17 protein-coding genes are annotated in these 16808 nt (G+C 47.7%); 15 read left to right on the top strand and 2 right to left on the bottom strand.

Annotation, left to right across the window (positions count from 1 at the left end; translation table 11 throughout):
* The first annotated feature begins 33 nt into the window (after positions 1 to 33).
* From ACM67B_RS05740 to ACM67B_RS05710, 7 genes are all read left to right on the top strand, one after another.
* Positions 34 to 699 (top strand): class I SAM-dependent methyltransferase, encoded by a 666-nt coding sequence (locus tag ACM67B_RS05740; protein ID WP_416188837.1) that lies wholly within the window; start codon positions 34 to 36, stop codon positions 697 to 699.
* Positions 700 to 810: 111 nt separating this feature from the next.
* Positions 811 to 1638: a bifunctional DNA-formamidopyrimidine glycosylase/DNA-(apurinic or apyrimidinic site) lyase gene (gene mutM / locus ACM67B_RS05735; protein WP_100563756.1), complete on the top strand. Its 828-nt coding sequence runs from the start codon at positions 811 to 813 to the stop codon at positions 1636 to 1638.
* A gap of 50 nt (positions 1639 to 1688) precedes the next feature.
* Positions 1689 to 2465: a 1-acylglycerol-3-phosphate O-acyltransferase gene (locus tag ACM67B_RS05730; protein ID WP_416188836.1), complete on the top strand. Its 777-nt coding sequence runs from the start codon at positions 1689 to 1691 to the stop codon at positions 2463 to 2465.
* 176 nt (positions 2466 to 2641) lie between these two features.
* Complete coding sequence (locus tag ACM67B_RS05725; protein ID WP_416188835.1) at positions 2642 to 3379, top strand: glutathione peroxidase; 738 nt, start codon at positions 2642 to 2644, stop codon at positions 3377 to 3379.
* 218 nt (positions 3380 to 3597) lie between these two features.
* Complete coding sequence (locus ACM67B_RS05720) at positions 3598 to 5004, top strand: dihydrolipoyl dehydrogenase (RefSeq protein ID WP_416188834.1); 1407 nt, start codon at positions 3598 to 3600, stop codon at positions 5002 to 5004.
* An 89-nt stretch (positions 5005 to 5093) separates the two neighbouring features.
* Entirely contained in the window at positions 5094 to 5462 is a 369-nt protein-coding gene (locus ACM67B_RS05715) for a rhodanese-like domain-containing protein (RefSeq protein ID WP_416188833.1), read from the top strand.
* A 69-nt stretch (positions 5463 to 5531) separates the two neighbouring features.
* On the top strand, positions 5532 to 6023 hold the full coding sequence (locus ACM67B_RS05710; protein ID WP_416188832.1) for a DUF302 domain-containing protein: 492 nt from the start codon (positions 5532 to 5534) through the stop codon (positions 6021 to 6023).
* A 57-nt stretch (positions 6024 to 6080) separates the two neighbouring features.
* Here the strand turns inward: ACM67B_RS05710 and radA are convergent, their stop codons facing one another.
* The gene (radA, locus tag ACM67B_RS05705) at positions 6081 to 7460 is read right to left on the bottom strand and encodes a DNA repair protein RadA (RefSeq protein ID WP_416188831.1); all 1380 of its coding nucleotides are present in this window, start codon (positions 7458 to 7460) and stop codon (positions 6081 to 6083) included.
* Between the two features lie 288 nt (positions 7461 to 7748).
* On the opposite strand from radA, the gene ACM67B_RS05700 reads away from it, so the two are divergent.
* From ACM67B_RS05700 to ACM67B_RS05670, 7 genes are all read left to right on the top strand, one after another.
* A complete protein-coding gene (locus tag ACM67B_RS05700) occupies positions 7749 to 9176 on the top strand; it encodes an acyl-CoA dehydrogenase family protein (protein ID WP_416188830.1) in 1428 nt (475 codons plus the stop codon).
* A 109-nt stretch (positions 9177 to 9285) separates the two neighbouring features.
* Positions 9286 to 9432, top strand: a complete 147-nt coding sequence (locus ACM67B_RS05695; RefSeq protein WP_416188829.1) for a hypothetical protein — start codon at positions 9286 to 9288, stop codon at positions 9430 to 9432.
* 181 nt (positions 9433 to 9613) lie between these two features.
* On the top strand, positions 9614 to 9814 hold the full coding sequence (locus tag ACM67B_RS05690) for a hypothetical protein (RefSeq protein ID WP_416188828.1): 201 nt from the start codon (positions 9614 to 9616) through the stop codon (positions 9812 to 9814).
* A 97-nt stretch (positions 9815 to 9911) separates the two neighbouring features.
* A complete protein-coding gene (locus ACM67B_RS05685) occupies positions 9912 to 10529 on the top strand; it encodes a glutathione S-transferase family protein (RefSeq protein WP_416188827.1) in 618 nt (205 codons plus the stop codon).
* Positions 10530 to 10660: 131 nt separating this feature from the next.
* Complete coding sequence (locus ACM67B_RS05680) at positions 10661 to 11521, top strand: phosphoribosylaminoimidazolesuccinocarboxamide synthase (protein WP_416188826.1); 861 nt, start codon at positions 10661 to 10663, stop codon at positions 11519 to 11521.
* Positions 11522 to 11915: 394 nt separating this feature from the next.
* The gene (gene pnp, locus ACM67B_RS05675; RefSeq protein WP_416188825.1) at positions 11916 to 14021 is read left to right on the top strand and encodes a polyribonucleotide nucleotidyltransferase; all 2106 of its coding nucleotides are present in this window, start codon (positions 11916 to 11918) and stop codon (positions 14019 to 14021) included.
* A gap of 144 nt (positions 14022 to 14165) precedes the next feature.
* Positions 14166 to 14612, top strand: a complete 447-nt coding sequence (locus tag ACM67B_RS05670; protein WP_416188824.1) for a hypothetical protein — start codon at positions 14166 to 14168, stop codon at positions 14610 to 14612.
* Positions 14613 to 14678: 66 nt separating this feature from the next.
* Here ACM67B_RS05670 and ACM67B_RS05665 read toward each other — a convergent pair whose 3' ends face one another.
* A complete protein-coding gene (locus tag ACM67B_RS05665) occupies positions 14679 to 15536 on the bottom strand; it encodes an MBL fold metallo-hydrolase (RefSeq protein WP_416188823.1) in 858 nt (285 codons plus the stop codon).
* Positions 15537 to 15663: 127 nt separating this feature from the next.
* Between ACM67B_RS05665 and ACM67B_RS05660 the strand changes: the two genes are divergently transcribed.
* Positions 15664 to 16611: a GlxA family transcriptional regulator gene (locus tag ACM67B_RS05660; protein ID WP_416188822.1), complete on the top strand. Its 948-nt coding sequence runs from the start codon at positions 15664 to 15666 to the stop codon at positions 16609 to 16611.
* Positions 16612 to 16808: the final 197 nt, after the last annotated feature.

The following is a 16808-nucleotide window of genomic DNA, read 5'->3' as shown; positions in this document are numbered from 1 at the left end:
ATAGAGCAAAGCTGTGTGAAAAGAGGGATATGAATGAATAATGGGTTTGAACAAACCGTCATCGGGCAATATATTGCACAAAAAGAGCGGCAGTTTTTCCAAAAACATGTGCACATCACCGAAACTCAACAGGCAGCGCAAATCGGGCAGGCTTGGTTGAGGCCGTCTGAAAAGCTTATTTATGTTCCCGATGATGTGCGTATGACTGCAACCGAAATGGCTTGGGAAAACCAATCATTGGATATGCTGCTGCTGCCGCACAGCCATGAATACAGCGATTCGCCGCTGCTGGCGTTGACTGAAGCTGCCAGAGTATTGAAACATGGCGGTAAATTGATTGTGACCGGTTTTAATGTGAATTCACTCTGGTATGGCAGCAAATGGTTTGACGGTAAACGACTGCCGCATAAAGAGAATTGTTTGACCTTGCCACAATTTAAGCAGCAGATTCAGGATTTGGGTTTTGAAATTGAATACGGGCAATTTATGGTGTATGTGCCGCCGGTTGAGCAAGAATCAGCACTGAAATTTTGGCAATTCTTGGAAAAGGCGGGTGATCGTTGGTGGCCGCAATGTGCTGCCGTCTATGGTTTGGTATTGGTCAAGCGCATGGCAGGGGTAACGCTGTTGCCGGAACTTCAAGAAGAATTGGCAGAGCAGCCGGTGGCTTTGACGATTGCCAGAGTAGAAGGGAAATAGAGCATTTTTGCAGAGTTTTACCTTTTTCAGACGGCGGGATACTTTAAAATAAATGCGGTTGGCTTTATTGTTTTGCTTTCTTTAATTTAAGATTATTCTCATTCAAAGATTATGCCCGAATTACCTGAAGTGGAAACCACCTTGCGTGGAATTAGCCCGCACATAGCCAAAAAAACGGTTTCATCGGTTGAAGTGCGCCAGCCTAAATTGCGTTGGCCGATTCATCCTGAATTGGCGCAGATTTTACACGGGCAAACCGTGCTCGATTGTCAGCGCCGCGCAAAATATTTGATGATTCAATTTGATACCGGTATTTTGCTGATTCATTTGGGCATGTCAGGCAGCTTGCGGATTTTTACCGCCAGTGACGAACGCATAGAGACACACGACAAACATGATCATGTTGAAATCCGTTTTTCAGACGGCACATTGCTGCGTTATCATGACCCGCGCAGGTTTGGCGCATTTTTATGGTATGAAGGTATTGCCGAGCACCATCCGCTATTGGAAAAATTAGGTCCTGAGCCGTTGTCTGATGATTTTAACGCTGAATATCTGTATCAAAAATTGAAACCGCTTAAGCGCGCGGTGAAGTTGGCTGTGATGGACAATGCCGTTGTGGTGGGTGTGGGTAATATTTATGCAAACGAAAGTCTGTTTAAAGCGGGCATCTTGCCGCAGCGCCCAGCGAATAAAGTGACTAAAAAAGAATGCGCTTTATTGGTTGAAACCATCAAAGCAGTATTGCAACGCGCGATTGATACCGGTGGCAGCACTTTACGCGATTTCGTCAACAGCGATGGCAAAAGCGGTTATTTTCAGCAGGAATACGCCGTGTACGGCAGACACAACGAGCCTTGTTTGCAATGTGGTCAGTTGATTCAAAAGCAGACTTTGGGTCAGCGGGGTACTTTTTATTGTGTGCATTGCCAGAAATAAGGTCGGGTAAGGTCTCGGCCGTCTGAAAACAAATGGAATATAAGAAAAATATGTCTTCTCCAAAAGCCTCATTCACCACACGCCTGCGCCGCTTATCGCGATTGACGGCGTGGCTGTATCAAACTGCTAAAAATCTGAGCAACATCGATGGCAATAATCCGGAGCAACGCAATCAGGCGGTATTGGCTTTAGGTCAAGGCGCGCTGAATGCCTTGGATGTTGAGCTGGAAATCGGTAGTCCGCCACAGCAGCAATCGGTAAACGGCACTTTAGTCGTGGCCAACCATGTGTCGTGGTTGGATATTTTTGCCATGAGTGCGGTGTATCCGAGTAGTTTTATCGCCAAGCAGGAAATCAGCAAATGGCCGGTATTGGGCAAAATGGGCAAAAATGCCGGCACAGTGTTTATCAACCGCAATTCCCGCCGCGACATTGAGCCGATTAACCAAGCAATTGGCGTGGCTTTGCGTTCGGGGCAAAACGTGAGTTTCTTTCCCGAAGCGCGGACGTCTTCAGGCAAAGAAGTTTTACCTTTTAAAGCGGCCTTATTCCAATCTGCCATTGATGCCGATGCGCCGATTCAGGTGGTAACCTTACGCTATTACGACAGCTTGGGGCGGCGCAGCATTGAGCCTTCTTATGCTGATGTAAACTTGGTGTCATCGTTGTGGCGTATCATTTCCATGAAAAAAATCCGCATTCGCTTGGACTTTGCGCCTTTATACAGGCCGTCTGAATATCCGAATAGCGACCGTTATGCGCTAAAGGATATTGCGGAAAATTATGTGCGCCAAAATATTGAAGCAGATAAAAATAGTTTTGAATAAGCCTTGAAATTTTTCAGACGGCCTCTATTTCTATTTTTAGAAGCAGTGATATAATTTATAGTTTAAGATTATTAAGATTATTTGAACTATAAATTATACAAATGAAAGTCGGTGGGTTAGAATGTGCACATTGATTTTCAACACCCTTATTAAACCTAATCTAAAAGGAGCTCAAAATGGCTTTGCAAGATCGTACTGGTCAAAAAGTACCTAGCTGTGTATTCCACACTCGCGTTGGCGACGCTTGGAAAGATGTTTCTACCGATGACTTGTTCGCCGGTAAAAAAGTAGTGGTATTCTCATTGCCAGGCGCATTTACCCCAACTTGTTCATCTTCACACTTGCCACGCTACAATGAATTGACTAAAGCGTTCAAAGAGAACGGTGTAGATGCTGTATACTGCGTATCTGTAAACGACACATTCGTAATGAATGCTTGGGCTGCTGAAGAAGAGTCTGACAACATCGTGATGATCCCTGATGGTAACTGCGAATTTACCGAAGGCATGGGCATGTTGGTTGACAAAAACGATCTGGGCTTCGGTAAACGCTCATGGCGCTACTCTATGCTGGTTAACGACGGCGTAGTAGAAAAAATGTTCATCGAGCCGGAAGAACCAGGTGATCCATTCAAAGTATCTGACGCTGATACCATGTTGAACTACATCGCTCCAGAGTGGAAATCTCAAGAGTCTATTGCGATCTTCACCAAACCAGGCTGCCAATTCTGCGCTAAAGCTAAAAAAGCTTTGGAAGACAAAGGCCTGTCTTATGAAGAAATCGTATTGGGTAAAGACGCTACTGTGACTTCTGTTCGCGCCATTACCGGTAAGATGACTGCTCCTCAAGTATTCGTTGGTGGTAAATACATCGGCGGCAGCGAAGAGCTGGATGCTTACTTGGCGACTGTTTAATCATTCATGATTAATCGCTAAAAAATAAAAAGCAGTCTTCGGGCTGCTTTCCTGAATAATGTTAGAGTTATTCAGGTAATGCCGAACATTGCGCGGTATTACCTGAGTAACTCTATATTTACAAGGAAATCCGGTTATTATGAAATTTAATCGGGGTTTCTGAAAAAACAATTAGGCCGTCTGAATACGTTTGGGCGGCAATCATAAAGGAATCGACAATGAAAAAAATTCAAGCAGATGTAGTGGTAATGGGCGGCGGTACTGCCGGTATGGGCGCGTTTCGTAATGCCCGTTTGCACACAGACAATGTTTACCTGATTGAAAACCACGTCTATGGCACAACCTGCGCACGCGTTGGCTGCATGCCTTCCAAATTATTGATTGCCGCTGCCGAAGCCCGTCACCATGCCTTGCATACCGATCCATTCGGTATCCATTTGGATAAAGACAGCGTAACGGTTAACGGCGAAGAAGTGATGAGCCGCGTCAAATCTGAGCGTGACCGTTTTGTCGGCTTTGTGGTGAGCGATGTAGAAGAATGGCCTGCTGATAAACGCATCATGGGCACCGCTAAATTCATCGATGCCAATACCGTGCAAATTGACGACCACACCGAAATCACAGCCAAAACCATCGTGATTGCGACCGGTTCGCGTCCGGTTGTGTTGCCACAATGGCAAGCATTGGGCGACAAAGTCATCATCAACGACGATGTATTCTCATGGGATACACTGCCGAAAAGCGTGGCCGTATTTGGTCCGGGTGTGATTGGTTTAGAATTGGGTCAAGCCTTGCATCGTTTGGGCGTGAAAGTGGAAGTATTCGGCGTAGGCGGTGCATTAGGCGGTATTTCTGACCCCGTGGTATTGGAAGAAGCCAAAGCCGTATTCGGTGAAGAAATGACTCTGCATCTGGATGCCAAAACCGAAGCTGCATTGGATGCAGACGGTAATGTCGTGGTGAAATGGGAACAAGACGGCGAAAGCGGTCAATTTACTGCTGAATACCTGTTGGCTGCTGTTGGCCGCCGTCCGAACGTGGACAATATCGGTTTGGAAAACTTGGACATCAAATTGGACGATCGCGGTGTGCCAACCGCCGATCCGTTGACCATGCAAACCAGCATTCCAAATATCTTCATCGCTGGTGACGCCTCGAACCAATTGCCATTGCTGCATGAAGCTTCCGACCAAGGTAAAATCGCCGGTGACAATGCCGGTCGTTACCCAAATCTGGAACAAGGTTTGCGCCGTAGCACCATCGGTGTCGTGTTCACCACGCCGCAAATCGCTTCGATTGGTTTGAAATATGCACAAGTTTCTGCCAAATACTCAGAAGACCAATTTGTCAGCGGTGAAGTATCGTTTAAAAACCAAGGCCGCAGCCGTGTGATGCTGGTGAACAAAGGTCATATGCGTGTTTACGCCGAGCAAGGCACCGGCTTATTCTTGGGTGCAGAAATCTTTGGTCCGGCTGCCGAACACTTAGCGCATCTGTTGGCTTGGGCGCATCAAATGAAAATGACCATTCCGCAAATGCTGGATATGCCTTTCTATCATCCGGTGATCGAAGAAGGCTTACGCACTGCATTGCGCGATGTGAATGCCAAATTGAAATTGGCTTAAATTTAAAACTGACTCAAAGGCCGTCTGAAAATAATATCGTGTAGAATCATTTCAAATCGTTTCATAAACTATTTCAAGGATAAAAAAACATGAAAAAATTCCTGTTATTAATCGTTGCTGCTGCTCTGATTGCCCCTTTGTCTGCACAGGCTATGGGCACGAAACCGACTGAGAAAGCAGCCGCATCACAACCTGCCAAAGCAAAAGGTGTATGGGTTGATGTGCGTACACCGGAAGAATTTTCCCAAGGTCATTTGCGCAATGCGGTTAATATTCCGGCAAACGAAATTACCGCCAAAATCAAACAAGTCAGCCCGGATAAAAATGCACCGGTTAACCTTTATTGCCGCAGCGGCCGCCGAGCCGAAGCCGCTTTAGAAGCCTTGAAAAAAGAAGGTTACACCAATGTAACCAATCATGGCGGCTATAAAGATTTATTGAAAAAAGGTTTGAAATAATCATTGAGGCCGTCTGAAAGAAAATATGTTCAGACGGCCTTGATTTTAAAAACATAAAAAGGAGATTTTATGAAAGCGTTAAAAACTTTAGCTGTTGCAGTATTTGCTACCACGGTAATTGCTGCTTGTTCTACCTCAGCCAGTAACCCCATCCCAATCATGCGACAAGGAAAGCAGATGAACCAAACGCATTCAGTTGACAGCCGATACACTTTCGACGAAACGGTTAACCGCCTGCAAAACGCAGTCAAAGAAAAGGGCATGAATGTGTTTGCCGTGATTGATCATCAAGCGGCGGCCAAAGAGAGTGGCTTGGATATGCAACCGGCAAAAGTGATTGTGTTCGGCACACCGAAAGCCGGCACGCCTTTGATGGTGAAAGATCCTGAATTTGCCTTGCAATTGCCGTTGCGCGTATTGGTAACGGAAACCGACGGGCGCGTGAAAGTGGTGTTCAACGACACGCGCGCACTGATTGCGGGCAGCAAAATCGACTATGCACAAGTAGAAAATACGTTGGCTAATGCGGAGAAATTAATTCGCAAAGTGGTTACAGAATAAGTAATTATCAATAAGTGAGGCCGTCTGAAACGTTTCAGACGGCCTTTGCAATATGATTTAATCTTGCGCATTACGGCAGACATCAATTGCTTCTTGCAAGCTGCCCACGCCGAAAATCTCCAAATTCGGAAATTCTTTCACATTGCGCGGCATATTGGCTTTTGGCACGATGGCGCGTTTGAAGCCGAGTTTTTCCGCTTCTTTTAAGCGTTCCTGACCGCGGGCAACAGGGCGTACTTCGCCGCTCAAACCGATTTCCCCAAAGGCGACCATTTTTTCCGGCAAAGGGCGGTTGCGGAAGCTGGAAAGCATGGCGAGAATTACGGCCAAGTCGGCGGCGGGTTCTCCGATTTTCACGCCGCCGACGGCGTTGAGAAACACATCCTGATCGAAGCAGGCAATGCCGCCGTGGCGGTTTAGCACGGCCAGCAGCATGGACAGGCGGTTTTGTTCAAGGCCGACGGTGAGGCGTTTGGGCGTGAAACCGTGGGCATCATCGACCAAGGCTTGGATTTCCACCAATAAAGGCCGTGAGCCTTCCTGTGTGACCAATACACACGAGCCCGGCACATCGTCGCGATAGCTGGCCAAAAAAATCGCCGACGGGTTCGACACACCTTTCAAGCCGGTTTCCGTCATCGCAAATACGCCCAACTCATTGGCGGCACCGAAGCGGTTTTTAATCGCGCGTATCATGCGGTAATTGGAATGCTGGTCGCCCTCAAAATACAGCACCGTATCGACCATATGCTCCAACACACGCGGGCCGGCAATTGCACCATCTTTGGTAACGTGGCCGACCAAAATCATGGCGATGCCCATTTGTTTGGCCATGCGGGTGAGTTGAGCGGCACATTCGCGCACTTGCGACACGGAGCCGGGTGCAGACGTGATTTGGTCGGAATACATGGTTTGAATCGAATCGATGACCACCACTTCCGGCTCATGCTGCTTTAAGGCCGTCTGAATCGCTTCCATGCGGATTTCGGCCAACAGATTCACGCCATCGGTCGGCAAGTCCAAACGCTGCGCGCGCAAAGCGACTTGTTGTGCGGATTCCTCACCCGATACATATAAAACTTTGCGCGTTTGCGCCATTTTGGCGATGGTTTGCAACAGCAGGGTCGATTTGCCGATGCCCGGATCGCCGCCCAACAAAATCACCGCGCCATCAACCAAACCGCCGCCCAATACGCGGTCGAGTTCGCCCATGCCGGTCGGGTTGCGCGGCACTTCGGTTGCGGTCACGGCCGATAAAGATTGCACGCTCGAGGTATCCGCTGCCCACGATTGGAAACGCGCGTTTTTCGGTTCGGGCGCGGCCAAACTTTCCTGCAAAGTATTCCACTCGCCGCAATGCGGGCATTTGCCTTGCCATTTGGGAGAGGTGCCACCGCATTCAGTGCATTGGTAAACAGTTTTCGGTGCTTTTGCCATGACGGATTCCGTGATAAGGTATGAAGCCGTTATTATACGTATGCCGCTTCATGCCGTCTGAAACTTTTCAGACGGCATGGGCTAAGGTTTTTGAAAGAAGTGTTGTATTTTTGTTTGTGTTTATGCTGCATTCAGACGGCCTTGAATCGTGCTTTTATTCGCCAAATCATTGCTTTTCACAATGATACCGTCAAAATTTTTGATAACGATTGTCGCCCGATAAAGATTGTGATATAAATTAGTAAATAAACTCTAAACTCTAAAACACATCATCTAAAAAGAGGTTGTATGGCATCTGCAGAATCTACATTGCAGCCGGTAAACATGGATACGGCTGCTTTTTTGCGACATATCGAAGAGACGTTTGCGCGCGTATTCGGCGGCGGATTGTGCTTAATGCAATATCTGCCGGAAGACAAATGGCTGGAATTGAAAAATGCCGGTTTGCTGCTGCCGTTTTTGGATGAAAAACACGGCGGCCGCAAAAACAGCCAATTTGAAATTCAAGAAGTATTGCGTTTGGCCGGCCATTACGGCGTGCCAGTGACTTTGCGTACTGGTATTGAAGGTGCGCTGGTATTGCAGCCTTTGCAAGAATTTGGCAGCGAGTCGCAAATCAAGCTCGGTTTGGATCTGATTTTCAAAGGCGAGGGGGGCGGCTTGGGCGTAACTGAACCGGAAACTTCAGGTGCAGCCATCGCGCGTGAAATGCAGTCGTTTTACGAGTATGTTGATGACGAAACCGTTTACGTGAAAGCGGCAAAATATTGGCAGGGCAATTCGCAAAGTGATTTTCTGCTGGTGGCGGCCAAAGAGCGCAAAAACGGCAAATTATCTAAGGTCATCAATTTATTGTTGGTGCCAAAAGAATACATTCGCTGCGAAGTGTTGAAATCGGAAGGTTTGCGCGCGGTGCGTTACGCGATTAACCGCATCGATGGCAATATTCCGGCCAATTTGGTGATGAAACTGTCGGATAGCGATGCCGCGAGCTTGCGCGCGTTCCAAAACATTTTCATTCGCAGCCGCCTGCAATTGGTCGGTATGACGCACGGCATCATGGAATACATTGTCGCCAACACGCAAAAATACGTGCGCAACGACATCAAATTTGTCGAATTTGAGCGCCGCGAAATCGAGCGCCGCTATGAGGTGTCGCAAGTGTTGTACGATTTCACTTGCAACCGCGTGTCACCGGATCAGCCGGTTAGCCATCAGGTGATGGAAGCCAATATTATCAAGACTTTGGCGACCGAATACACTTATGATGCCGCGCAAAAGCTGCAAAAATTACTTGGCGCCAAAGGCTTTGAAAGCGGCCATGTGGCCAGCAATATTGCCATCGACTTCCGCCCGTTCACCATTTTTGAAGGGCCGAACGACATGTTGTATGCCGAAATTTACGATGCGTTTAACCGCGCCACTGCCGAAGAAAAAGAAGCCGGTATTAAACTCGACAAAGAGCAAACCCTACTGCAACGTTTCAACAGCGACAAACGCATGACAGCGGTGAAGCTGGATAAACGCAGCCTGCCGCAAGATATCACTGATTTCTTGGGGTCTTACAAAATCGCCGAAGCATGCGCGTTGAAGAAAGTATTTATCGGCAAAGTGGTGGCGAAATTATTTGTATTCATTCAAACCGAATCCGATACCGCTGCTGAATTCTTGCTGAAAAACATCCGCAAAGATATTTTGGATTGCGAATATTGCTGATGAAAAAAAGCCGTCTGAAACAGACGGCTTTTTTTGCGCTTTATCAAAAGATGAATATAAAAGTCATGTTATGATGGCCGGACTTTAACCCTAAAGCGAGAGCGAAGCCATGAGCGAAGAAAACAAAATCAAAGTCAACGATTTGCCAAACCAAGAAGCCGAAACCAAAGAAGAAGTGGAATTGCCGGTTTTGGATGATCAAGAAAAACGTGGCGGCCACAGTGAAGGCGGTTGCTGCGGTGCGTGCGGCGGTTGATTGATTATTTCTTAGGCCGTCTGAAAACGTGGTTTTCAGACGGCCTTTTCGTTTCTTAACGTTTTAATCTGCTGAATATTGTATTAAGTAAGAATAATTTATCCTTTTATCAGAATATGATACAGTTTATCCCAATATAACAAAAGGCCATGCCGATTGAGCATGGCGAAAGGAAAGAGCTATGTTTTGGTATATTGTTGGGTTTTTAGCAGCGGTGGCCGGGCTGCTGTCGCTTTGGGTCAATGCCAGCGCGTTCGGCATGGAAGACGACGATACGCCGCCATCTGAATATGAAAAAAAGCTGGGTTTAGGCGCAACCTTAAAAGACAAAGGCACCGTAGCGCGTGAGCGTGCCGCGGCCAGATTTCACCCTGATGATTGAGATGGAGGCCGTCTGAACGTTTCTAATGAGTGCGGCTTTCAGACGGCCTTTTTAAAATCGTGCACAATAAGCTTCACAACACACAAAAGGAAAAACCATGTTGAAACTTTACTATATGCAGGGCGCTTGCCCGTTGGTGCCGCACGTGGCTCTGGAATGGGCGAAAGCCGATTTTGAAGCGGTAAAAATGGCGCACGATGAATTGAAAACGCCGGAATTTTTGGCCTTGAATCCGTTGGGTTCGGTACCGGTCTTGCAAGATGGCGACTGGGCGCTGATGCAGAATATAGCGATTTTGGACTTCATCAACACGCAATATCCTGAAGCCAAGCTGTTTGGCAAAGGCGATGTGCACCAACAAGCCAAAGCACGTCAATGGCTGGCGTTTGCCAATGCTGATTTGCATTCGACTTTTACTTATGTCTTCAATCCAAACCGCTTTATCGAAGGCGAGGGCGAGGGTGCGCAAATCCGTGCGCGTGCGATGCTGCAAGTGAGCGATTATTTCGGCTTGGTTAACGAAGCCCTGCACAATCAGGATTATCTGACCGGCGAATTAACCATTGCCGATGTGTATGTGTATGTGGTGTTGCGTTGGGCGAAAGCATTCAACATTGATTTGAGCCACTTGGATAAATTGGAAGGCTTTTATCAGCGCGTGGAAGCCGATGAGGGCGTGCAAAAAGCATTGAAAACACAAGGTTTGTTGTCGTAAGAGCAGGACAGGTAATTTTTAAAAAGAATATATTTTTTATCGGGCAGCCTTTATTTAATCAATGGGCTGCCTTGTTATAAAAAATTCGGCTAAAATAATACCTTTGAATCCTGACTGGAAAGACTCTCGACATGGCGGCAATCAGTTTGAAAAATATTTATTCGGGAAAAGTACGTGACTTATATGAAATCGACGACAAACGCATGCTGATGGTCGCTTCTGACCGTTTATCGGCTTTTGACGTGATTTTGGACGACCCAATTCCCACCAAAGGCGAAATTCTGACGCAGATTTCTAATTTCTGGTTTCAAAAACTGGCGCATATTATGCCGAATCATTTTACTGGTGATAACGTTTACGATGTTTTACCGGAAAACGAAGCCAAAGCATTGGAAAAACGCGCTGTTGTGGCGAAAAAACTTAAGCCGGTGAAGGTTGAAGCGATTGTGCGCGGTTATTTGGCCGGCAGCGGTTGGAAAGATTATCAGAAAACCGGTACCGTTTGCGGCATTAAGCTACCTGAAGGTATGCAGGAAGCGCAGCAATTGCCGGAAGTGATTTTTACTCCGTCAACCAAAGCCGAAGTGGGCGACCATGATGAAAACATCAGCTTTGAGCAATGCGAACAAATCATCGGCAAAGAATTGGCAGCCGAAGTGCGCGAGAAAGCCATTCAGCTTTATACCGAAGCGGCTGAGTACGCCAAATCACGCGGCATCATTATTTGCGATACCAAGTTTGAATTCGGTTTGGATGAAAATGGCACCTTAACCTTGATGGACGAAGTGCTCACGCCTGATTCAAGCCGCTTTTGGCCGGCCGATCAATATCAAGTCGGTACCAATCCGCCTTCATTCGATAAACAGTTTGTGCGCGATTGGTTGGAACAAAGCGGTTGGAACAAACAAGCTCCTGCGCCGAAAGTGCCGACTGAAGTGATTGAAAAAACCGTCGAAAAATATCAAGAAGCGTTGAATTTATTGACGCGTTAAAATGTAATGAGGCCGTCTGAAAGGAATACTCTTTCAGACGGCCTTTAACTATTAACTATTGCAAAATCCCTATCTTTGGCACATTTCTTCGTTGTGCGCTGCTCGAAAGCTTGCCTATCTTTGTGATATGTCTGCGCTTTCTGTGCTGCTACAACTTTGAACTGTAACCAAATCTAGGGATTTTGCAAAGGTCTCGGCTTTTGTCATCTGAATAAAATCACCATATAGATTTAGCGGCAGTTTGCCGTTATAATTGCAGATTGGGCGGTTTTAAAAAGGCCGTCTGAAAGATTAACTAACCCGCTGCATCAGCCTGAAACCCTAACCATGCACATTCACGCTTTAGTGTGCATCATTAGTGTTTTAGCGATGCGGCAACATCGAAAGGACAAACATGTTCGATAAACACATCAAAACCTTCCAATACGGCGATCAAACCGTCACTTTGGAAACCGGTGAAATCGCACGCCAAGCTGCGGCGGCCGTTAAAGTATCGATGGGCGACACCGTGGTATTGGTTGCCGTGACCACCAATAAAGACGTGAAAGAAGGCCAAGACTTCTTCCCGTTGACCGTAGATTACTTAGAGCGCACCTATGCTGCCGGTAAAATCCCGGGCGGCTTCTTCAAGCGCGAAGGCAAGCAAAGCGAAAAAGAAATCTTGACCAGCCGTCTGATCGACCGTCCGATTCGCCCGCTGTTCCCGGAAGGCTTCTACCACGACATCCAAATCGTGGCGATGGTGGTATCGGTTGACCCTGAAATCGATTCTGATATTCCTGCCATGTTGGGTGCATCTGCCGCCTTGATATTGAGCGGCGTACCGTTTGCCGGCCCGATTGGCGCGGCGCGCGTAGGCTATGTGAATGGCGCATACGTATTGAACCCAACCAAAGCGCAATTGGCTGAATCTCAATTGGATTTGGTGGTTGCCGGTACTGAAAAAGCCGTGTTGATGGTGGAATCTGAAGCCGACATCCTGCCTGAAGACGTGATGTTGGGCGCAGTAGTTTACGGACACGATCAAATGCAAGTGGCGATTCAAGCCATCAACGAATTTGCCGATGCGGTTAACCCTGAAGTATGGGATTGGAAAGCGCCGGAAACCAATGAAGAATTGGTGGCTAAAGTGCGCGAAATCGCCGGTAATGCCATTGGCGAAGCGTTCAAAATCCGCTCGAAACAAGCACGCTCTGCTAAATTGGATGAAGCCTGGTCAGCCGTTAAAGACGCTCTGATTACCGAAGAAACCGACACTCTGTCTGCCAACGAAATTAAAGGCATTTTCAAACACTTGGAAGCCGATGTGGTGCGCAGCCAAATCTTGGACGGCCAACCGCGTATTGACGGCCGCGATACCCGCACCGTACGTCCGCTGAACATCCAAACCGGCGTATTGCCGCGCACCCACGGTTCGGCTTTGTTTACCCGTGGCGAAACCCAAGCCTTGGCTGTGGCCACTTTGGGTACTTCACGCGACGAGCAAATCATTGATGCTTTGAGCGGCGAATACACCGACCGTTTCATGCTGCATTACAACTTCCCACCGTATTCTACCGGTGAAGTTGGTCGCGTCGGCGCGCCAAAACGCCGCGAAATCGGTCACGGCCGCTTGGCTAAACGCGCTTTGTTGGCGGTATTGCCTGAGCCGGAAGATTTCAGCTACACCATGCGCGTGGTATCTGAAATCACCGAATCAAACGGTTCGTCTTCCATGGCTTCCGTGTGCGGTGGCTGTTTGAGCCTGTTGTCTGCCGGTGTGCCGTTGAAAGCACACGTGGCCGGTATTGCCATGGGCTTGATTTTGGACAACAACAAATTTGCCGTGTTGACCGACATCTTGGGTGATGAAGACCACTTGGGCGATATGGACTTTAAAGTAGCCGGTACTACCGAAGGTGTGACCGCGCTGCAAATGGACATCAAAATCCAAGGTATTACCAAAGAAATCATGCAAATCGCCTTGGCGCAAGCCAAAGAAGCACGTTTGCACATCTTGGCGCAAATGCAGGAAGCCGTGGCCGGTCCGCAAGAATTGTCGGCACACGCACCGCGCTTGTTCACCATGAAAATCAACCAAGATAAAATCCGTGATGTGATTGGCAAAGGTGGCGAAACCATCCGCGCATTGACTGCTGAAACCGGCACCGAAATCAACATCGCCGAAGACGGCACCATTACCATCGCCGCGACCACGCAAGAAGCCGGTGATGCCGCGAAAGCCCGCATTGAGCAGATTACTGCCGAAGTCGAAGTGGGTAAAGTGTACGAAGGCACTGTGGTGAAAATCTTGGACAACAACGTCGGCGCGATTGTGTCTGTGATGCCAGGCAAAGACGGCTTGGTACACATCAGCCAAATCGCCCATGAGCGCGTGAAAAACGTAAGCGACTACTTGCAAGTTGGTCAAACAGTAAAAGTGAAGGCCTTGGAAGTGGACGACCGCGGTCGTGTACGCTTGTCAATGAAAGCATTGTTGGAAGCGCCTGCCGCTGAATAATCCATATTAGTGCAAACGGCTTGATTCGTGTTAACATGAATCAAGCCGTTTTTTATGACGGATATTTTTCAGACAGCATAATAGTACGTTCGTTTTAATAGGCCGTCTGAAAGCATATTGCCCACATGGAAAGAAAGGAAGATTATGAAAACCTTATTTATCAAAACCATTGCCGCAGTAGCAGCTGTATCGGCGTTGAGTGCGTGTGCTGTTTCCGATTCGACCACAACGCATTACACCAACGATCCGAATGTGACCATCACGACCGATAAGAGCTGGGATGGCCTTAAACAGCCGCTGCAAACTGCATTACAAGAGCAAATCCGCGGTTTGAATAATCAAATGGTGGTGAACGATATTCGCAAAGTCGAAGCCGATCGTCGCACAGTCAATGGCCGTGAATATGTGGCCTTGAATTTTCATGATGCCAATGGCCGCATTTTCCGCACGCGCGTGTTGGCTTCGCAAATCACCGAGGCGCAAATCCAGCAATTTAAAAAGGTTAAAGGCGCAACCTTTATCGGCGTGATTCCGGTATCTAATCGTCAAAATACTTATATGTTCCAACGCATTAGCGATATGCGGATTTAAGTCGTTAAGTAACAATAGGCCGTCTGAAACCTAATTGTTTCAGACGGCCTGTTTATTTATAGTTGTTTAAAATTTCAACACTTGGCCATTGCTCGGGACATGCACGCGTGAGCCTAAGCGGTTGTCTTTCACATATTTGCGCATATCATCGCTGCTGATGGTGGCATGGTTTACCGCATCCATATGCACGGTGATGATGTCTGCATTCGGTGCGACGCGGTAGGCTTTGCCCACATCTTCAGTACCCATGATGATGCCTTCTTTAAATTGCGGCATACGCGCAAGGCCGGTGTTCATCACGATGATTTCAGGTTTATATTGTGCCAAAGCGTGATCAACATGGTAGTTCCACAAAGTATCGCCGATCACATACAGGCTTTTCTCGCCTTGCGCTTGGAACACAACACCCATTGCATCGCCCAGCATTTCCGCTAATTGCGGGTTAGCATACATTTCATCGCTGCCGTGTTGGCCGCCGGTTTTGCTTAAACGCACATTTTTAAACTCGGTATTTTGACCGACGACGCGCACGTCTTTAAAACCTTGGCTGCGGATAATTTTGGCATCGTTGGCGTTTTGCACGAATACCGGCAAATCTTTCGGCAGCATTTTTTGCGCCGCTTCATCCCAGTGGTCGTCATGGGTGTGGGTCACGACAATCGCATCCACGCCTTTGATGATGTCGGCAACAGGTTGCGCCAATTTAGTCAGCGGATGGCGCAATTGGCTGTTCACTGTGCCTGCAAAACCGGCATATGCACCTTTAGGCGCAAGATACGGGTCAACCAAAAAAGTAGTGCCGCCGTAATTGATTTTAGCGGTAGCATTGCGGATATGCTGATAGCTTACTTCAGCCATGGCAGGCGCAGCAGCAAACAGAGTAGAAGCGGTTAATACGGCAGTAAACAGGGTATTCGGTTTCATGATTTCGTCCTTAAGCGTGATGATTGAATCGATGAAACGCATTGTACGCAGCATGAGGCTGTCTGAAAATTGACATTCAGTTCAAAAAACATAACAATCGGGTCAATTTCAATCAAAGAATTACATTATGTTGAAAATCGCCTTGTTGCTTTATCCCGAAGTGAACCCGTTTCATTTTTCCGTGCCGTATATGGCGTTTCAAGATGCGGCGGAAGACGGTTTGTTTGAGGTGAAAATCGTCACGCCCACAGGCAAGCCTTTGTACAATCAGATTATGCAACCGCCGATTGATGGTGGTTTGGAGTTGATGGCGCAATGCGATATTGTGGTGGTGCCGGGTTGGAAAGACGAACAAACTCAGCCTGTGCCTGAATTAATCAGCGCGCTTCAGACGGCCTATCAGCGCGGCGCGTATATTGTCGGTCTGTGTTACGGCGCGTATGCCTTGGCTTATGCTGGTTTGCTAGATGGTAAAAAAGCGGCAACGCATTGGAAGGGTGAGGCCGATTTCAGTCGTCGGTTCCCTGAAGTGAAACTGGACGTGAATTCGATTTATGTAGAAGATGGCAACATCATTACTTCTGCCGGAACTGCCGCCGCTTTGGATTGCTGCCTGCACATTATCCGCAAGTTTTACGGCGCAAAAGCCGCCAACAAAACCGCGCGTTTGCTGGTGGTGCCGCCGCATCGCGAGGGCGGGCAGGCGCAGTTTATCGAGCGGCCATTGGCGCAATCAACCAAAGACACGCAAATCAATGTGCTGTTGGATTATTTGCGCGACCATTTACACGAGCCGCAAAATATTGATGAAGTGGCCGAACGCGTTTCCATGAGCCGCAGCACCTTCACTCGTCATTTCAAAAAAGCCACTGGCATGACCTTTCTCGAATGGCTGCACAAAGAGCGCCTGCAACGCAGCTTGGATTTATTGGAAAATTCAGGTTTTAGCGTTGAGCAGATTGCCGAGAAAACCGGCTTTCAAAATGCAGTGTCGTTTCGGCAGCAGTTTTTTAAATATTATCAAGTGAATCCGCATGCTTGGCGCAAGATGTTTCGTGATGAGGGGGCGAATTAAAACAGGCCGAGACCTTTGCAAAACACCTTGAAAAACCATTGCACAAAGAACCGACGTCATTCCCGCGTAGGCGGGAATCCATTTTTCAACATATCAAGCTATTGAATAAATTAAGTTTCTGAAATTTTGAGATGGATTCCCGCCTACGCGGGAATGACGGCTGTTTTGGTTTTTACTAATGATTAATGAGGTTTTGC

Source organism: Neisseria sp. CCUG17229, assembly GCF_047839235.1.
In the GTDB taxonomy this organism is placed as follows: Bacteria; Pseudomonadota; Gammaproteobacteria; order Burkholderiales; family Neisseriaceae; genus Neisseria; species Neisseria brasiliensis.
Note: the sequence above shows the minus strand (reverse complement) of the source record. Positions and strands in the feature narration are given on the sequence as shown.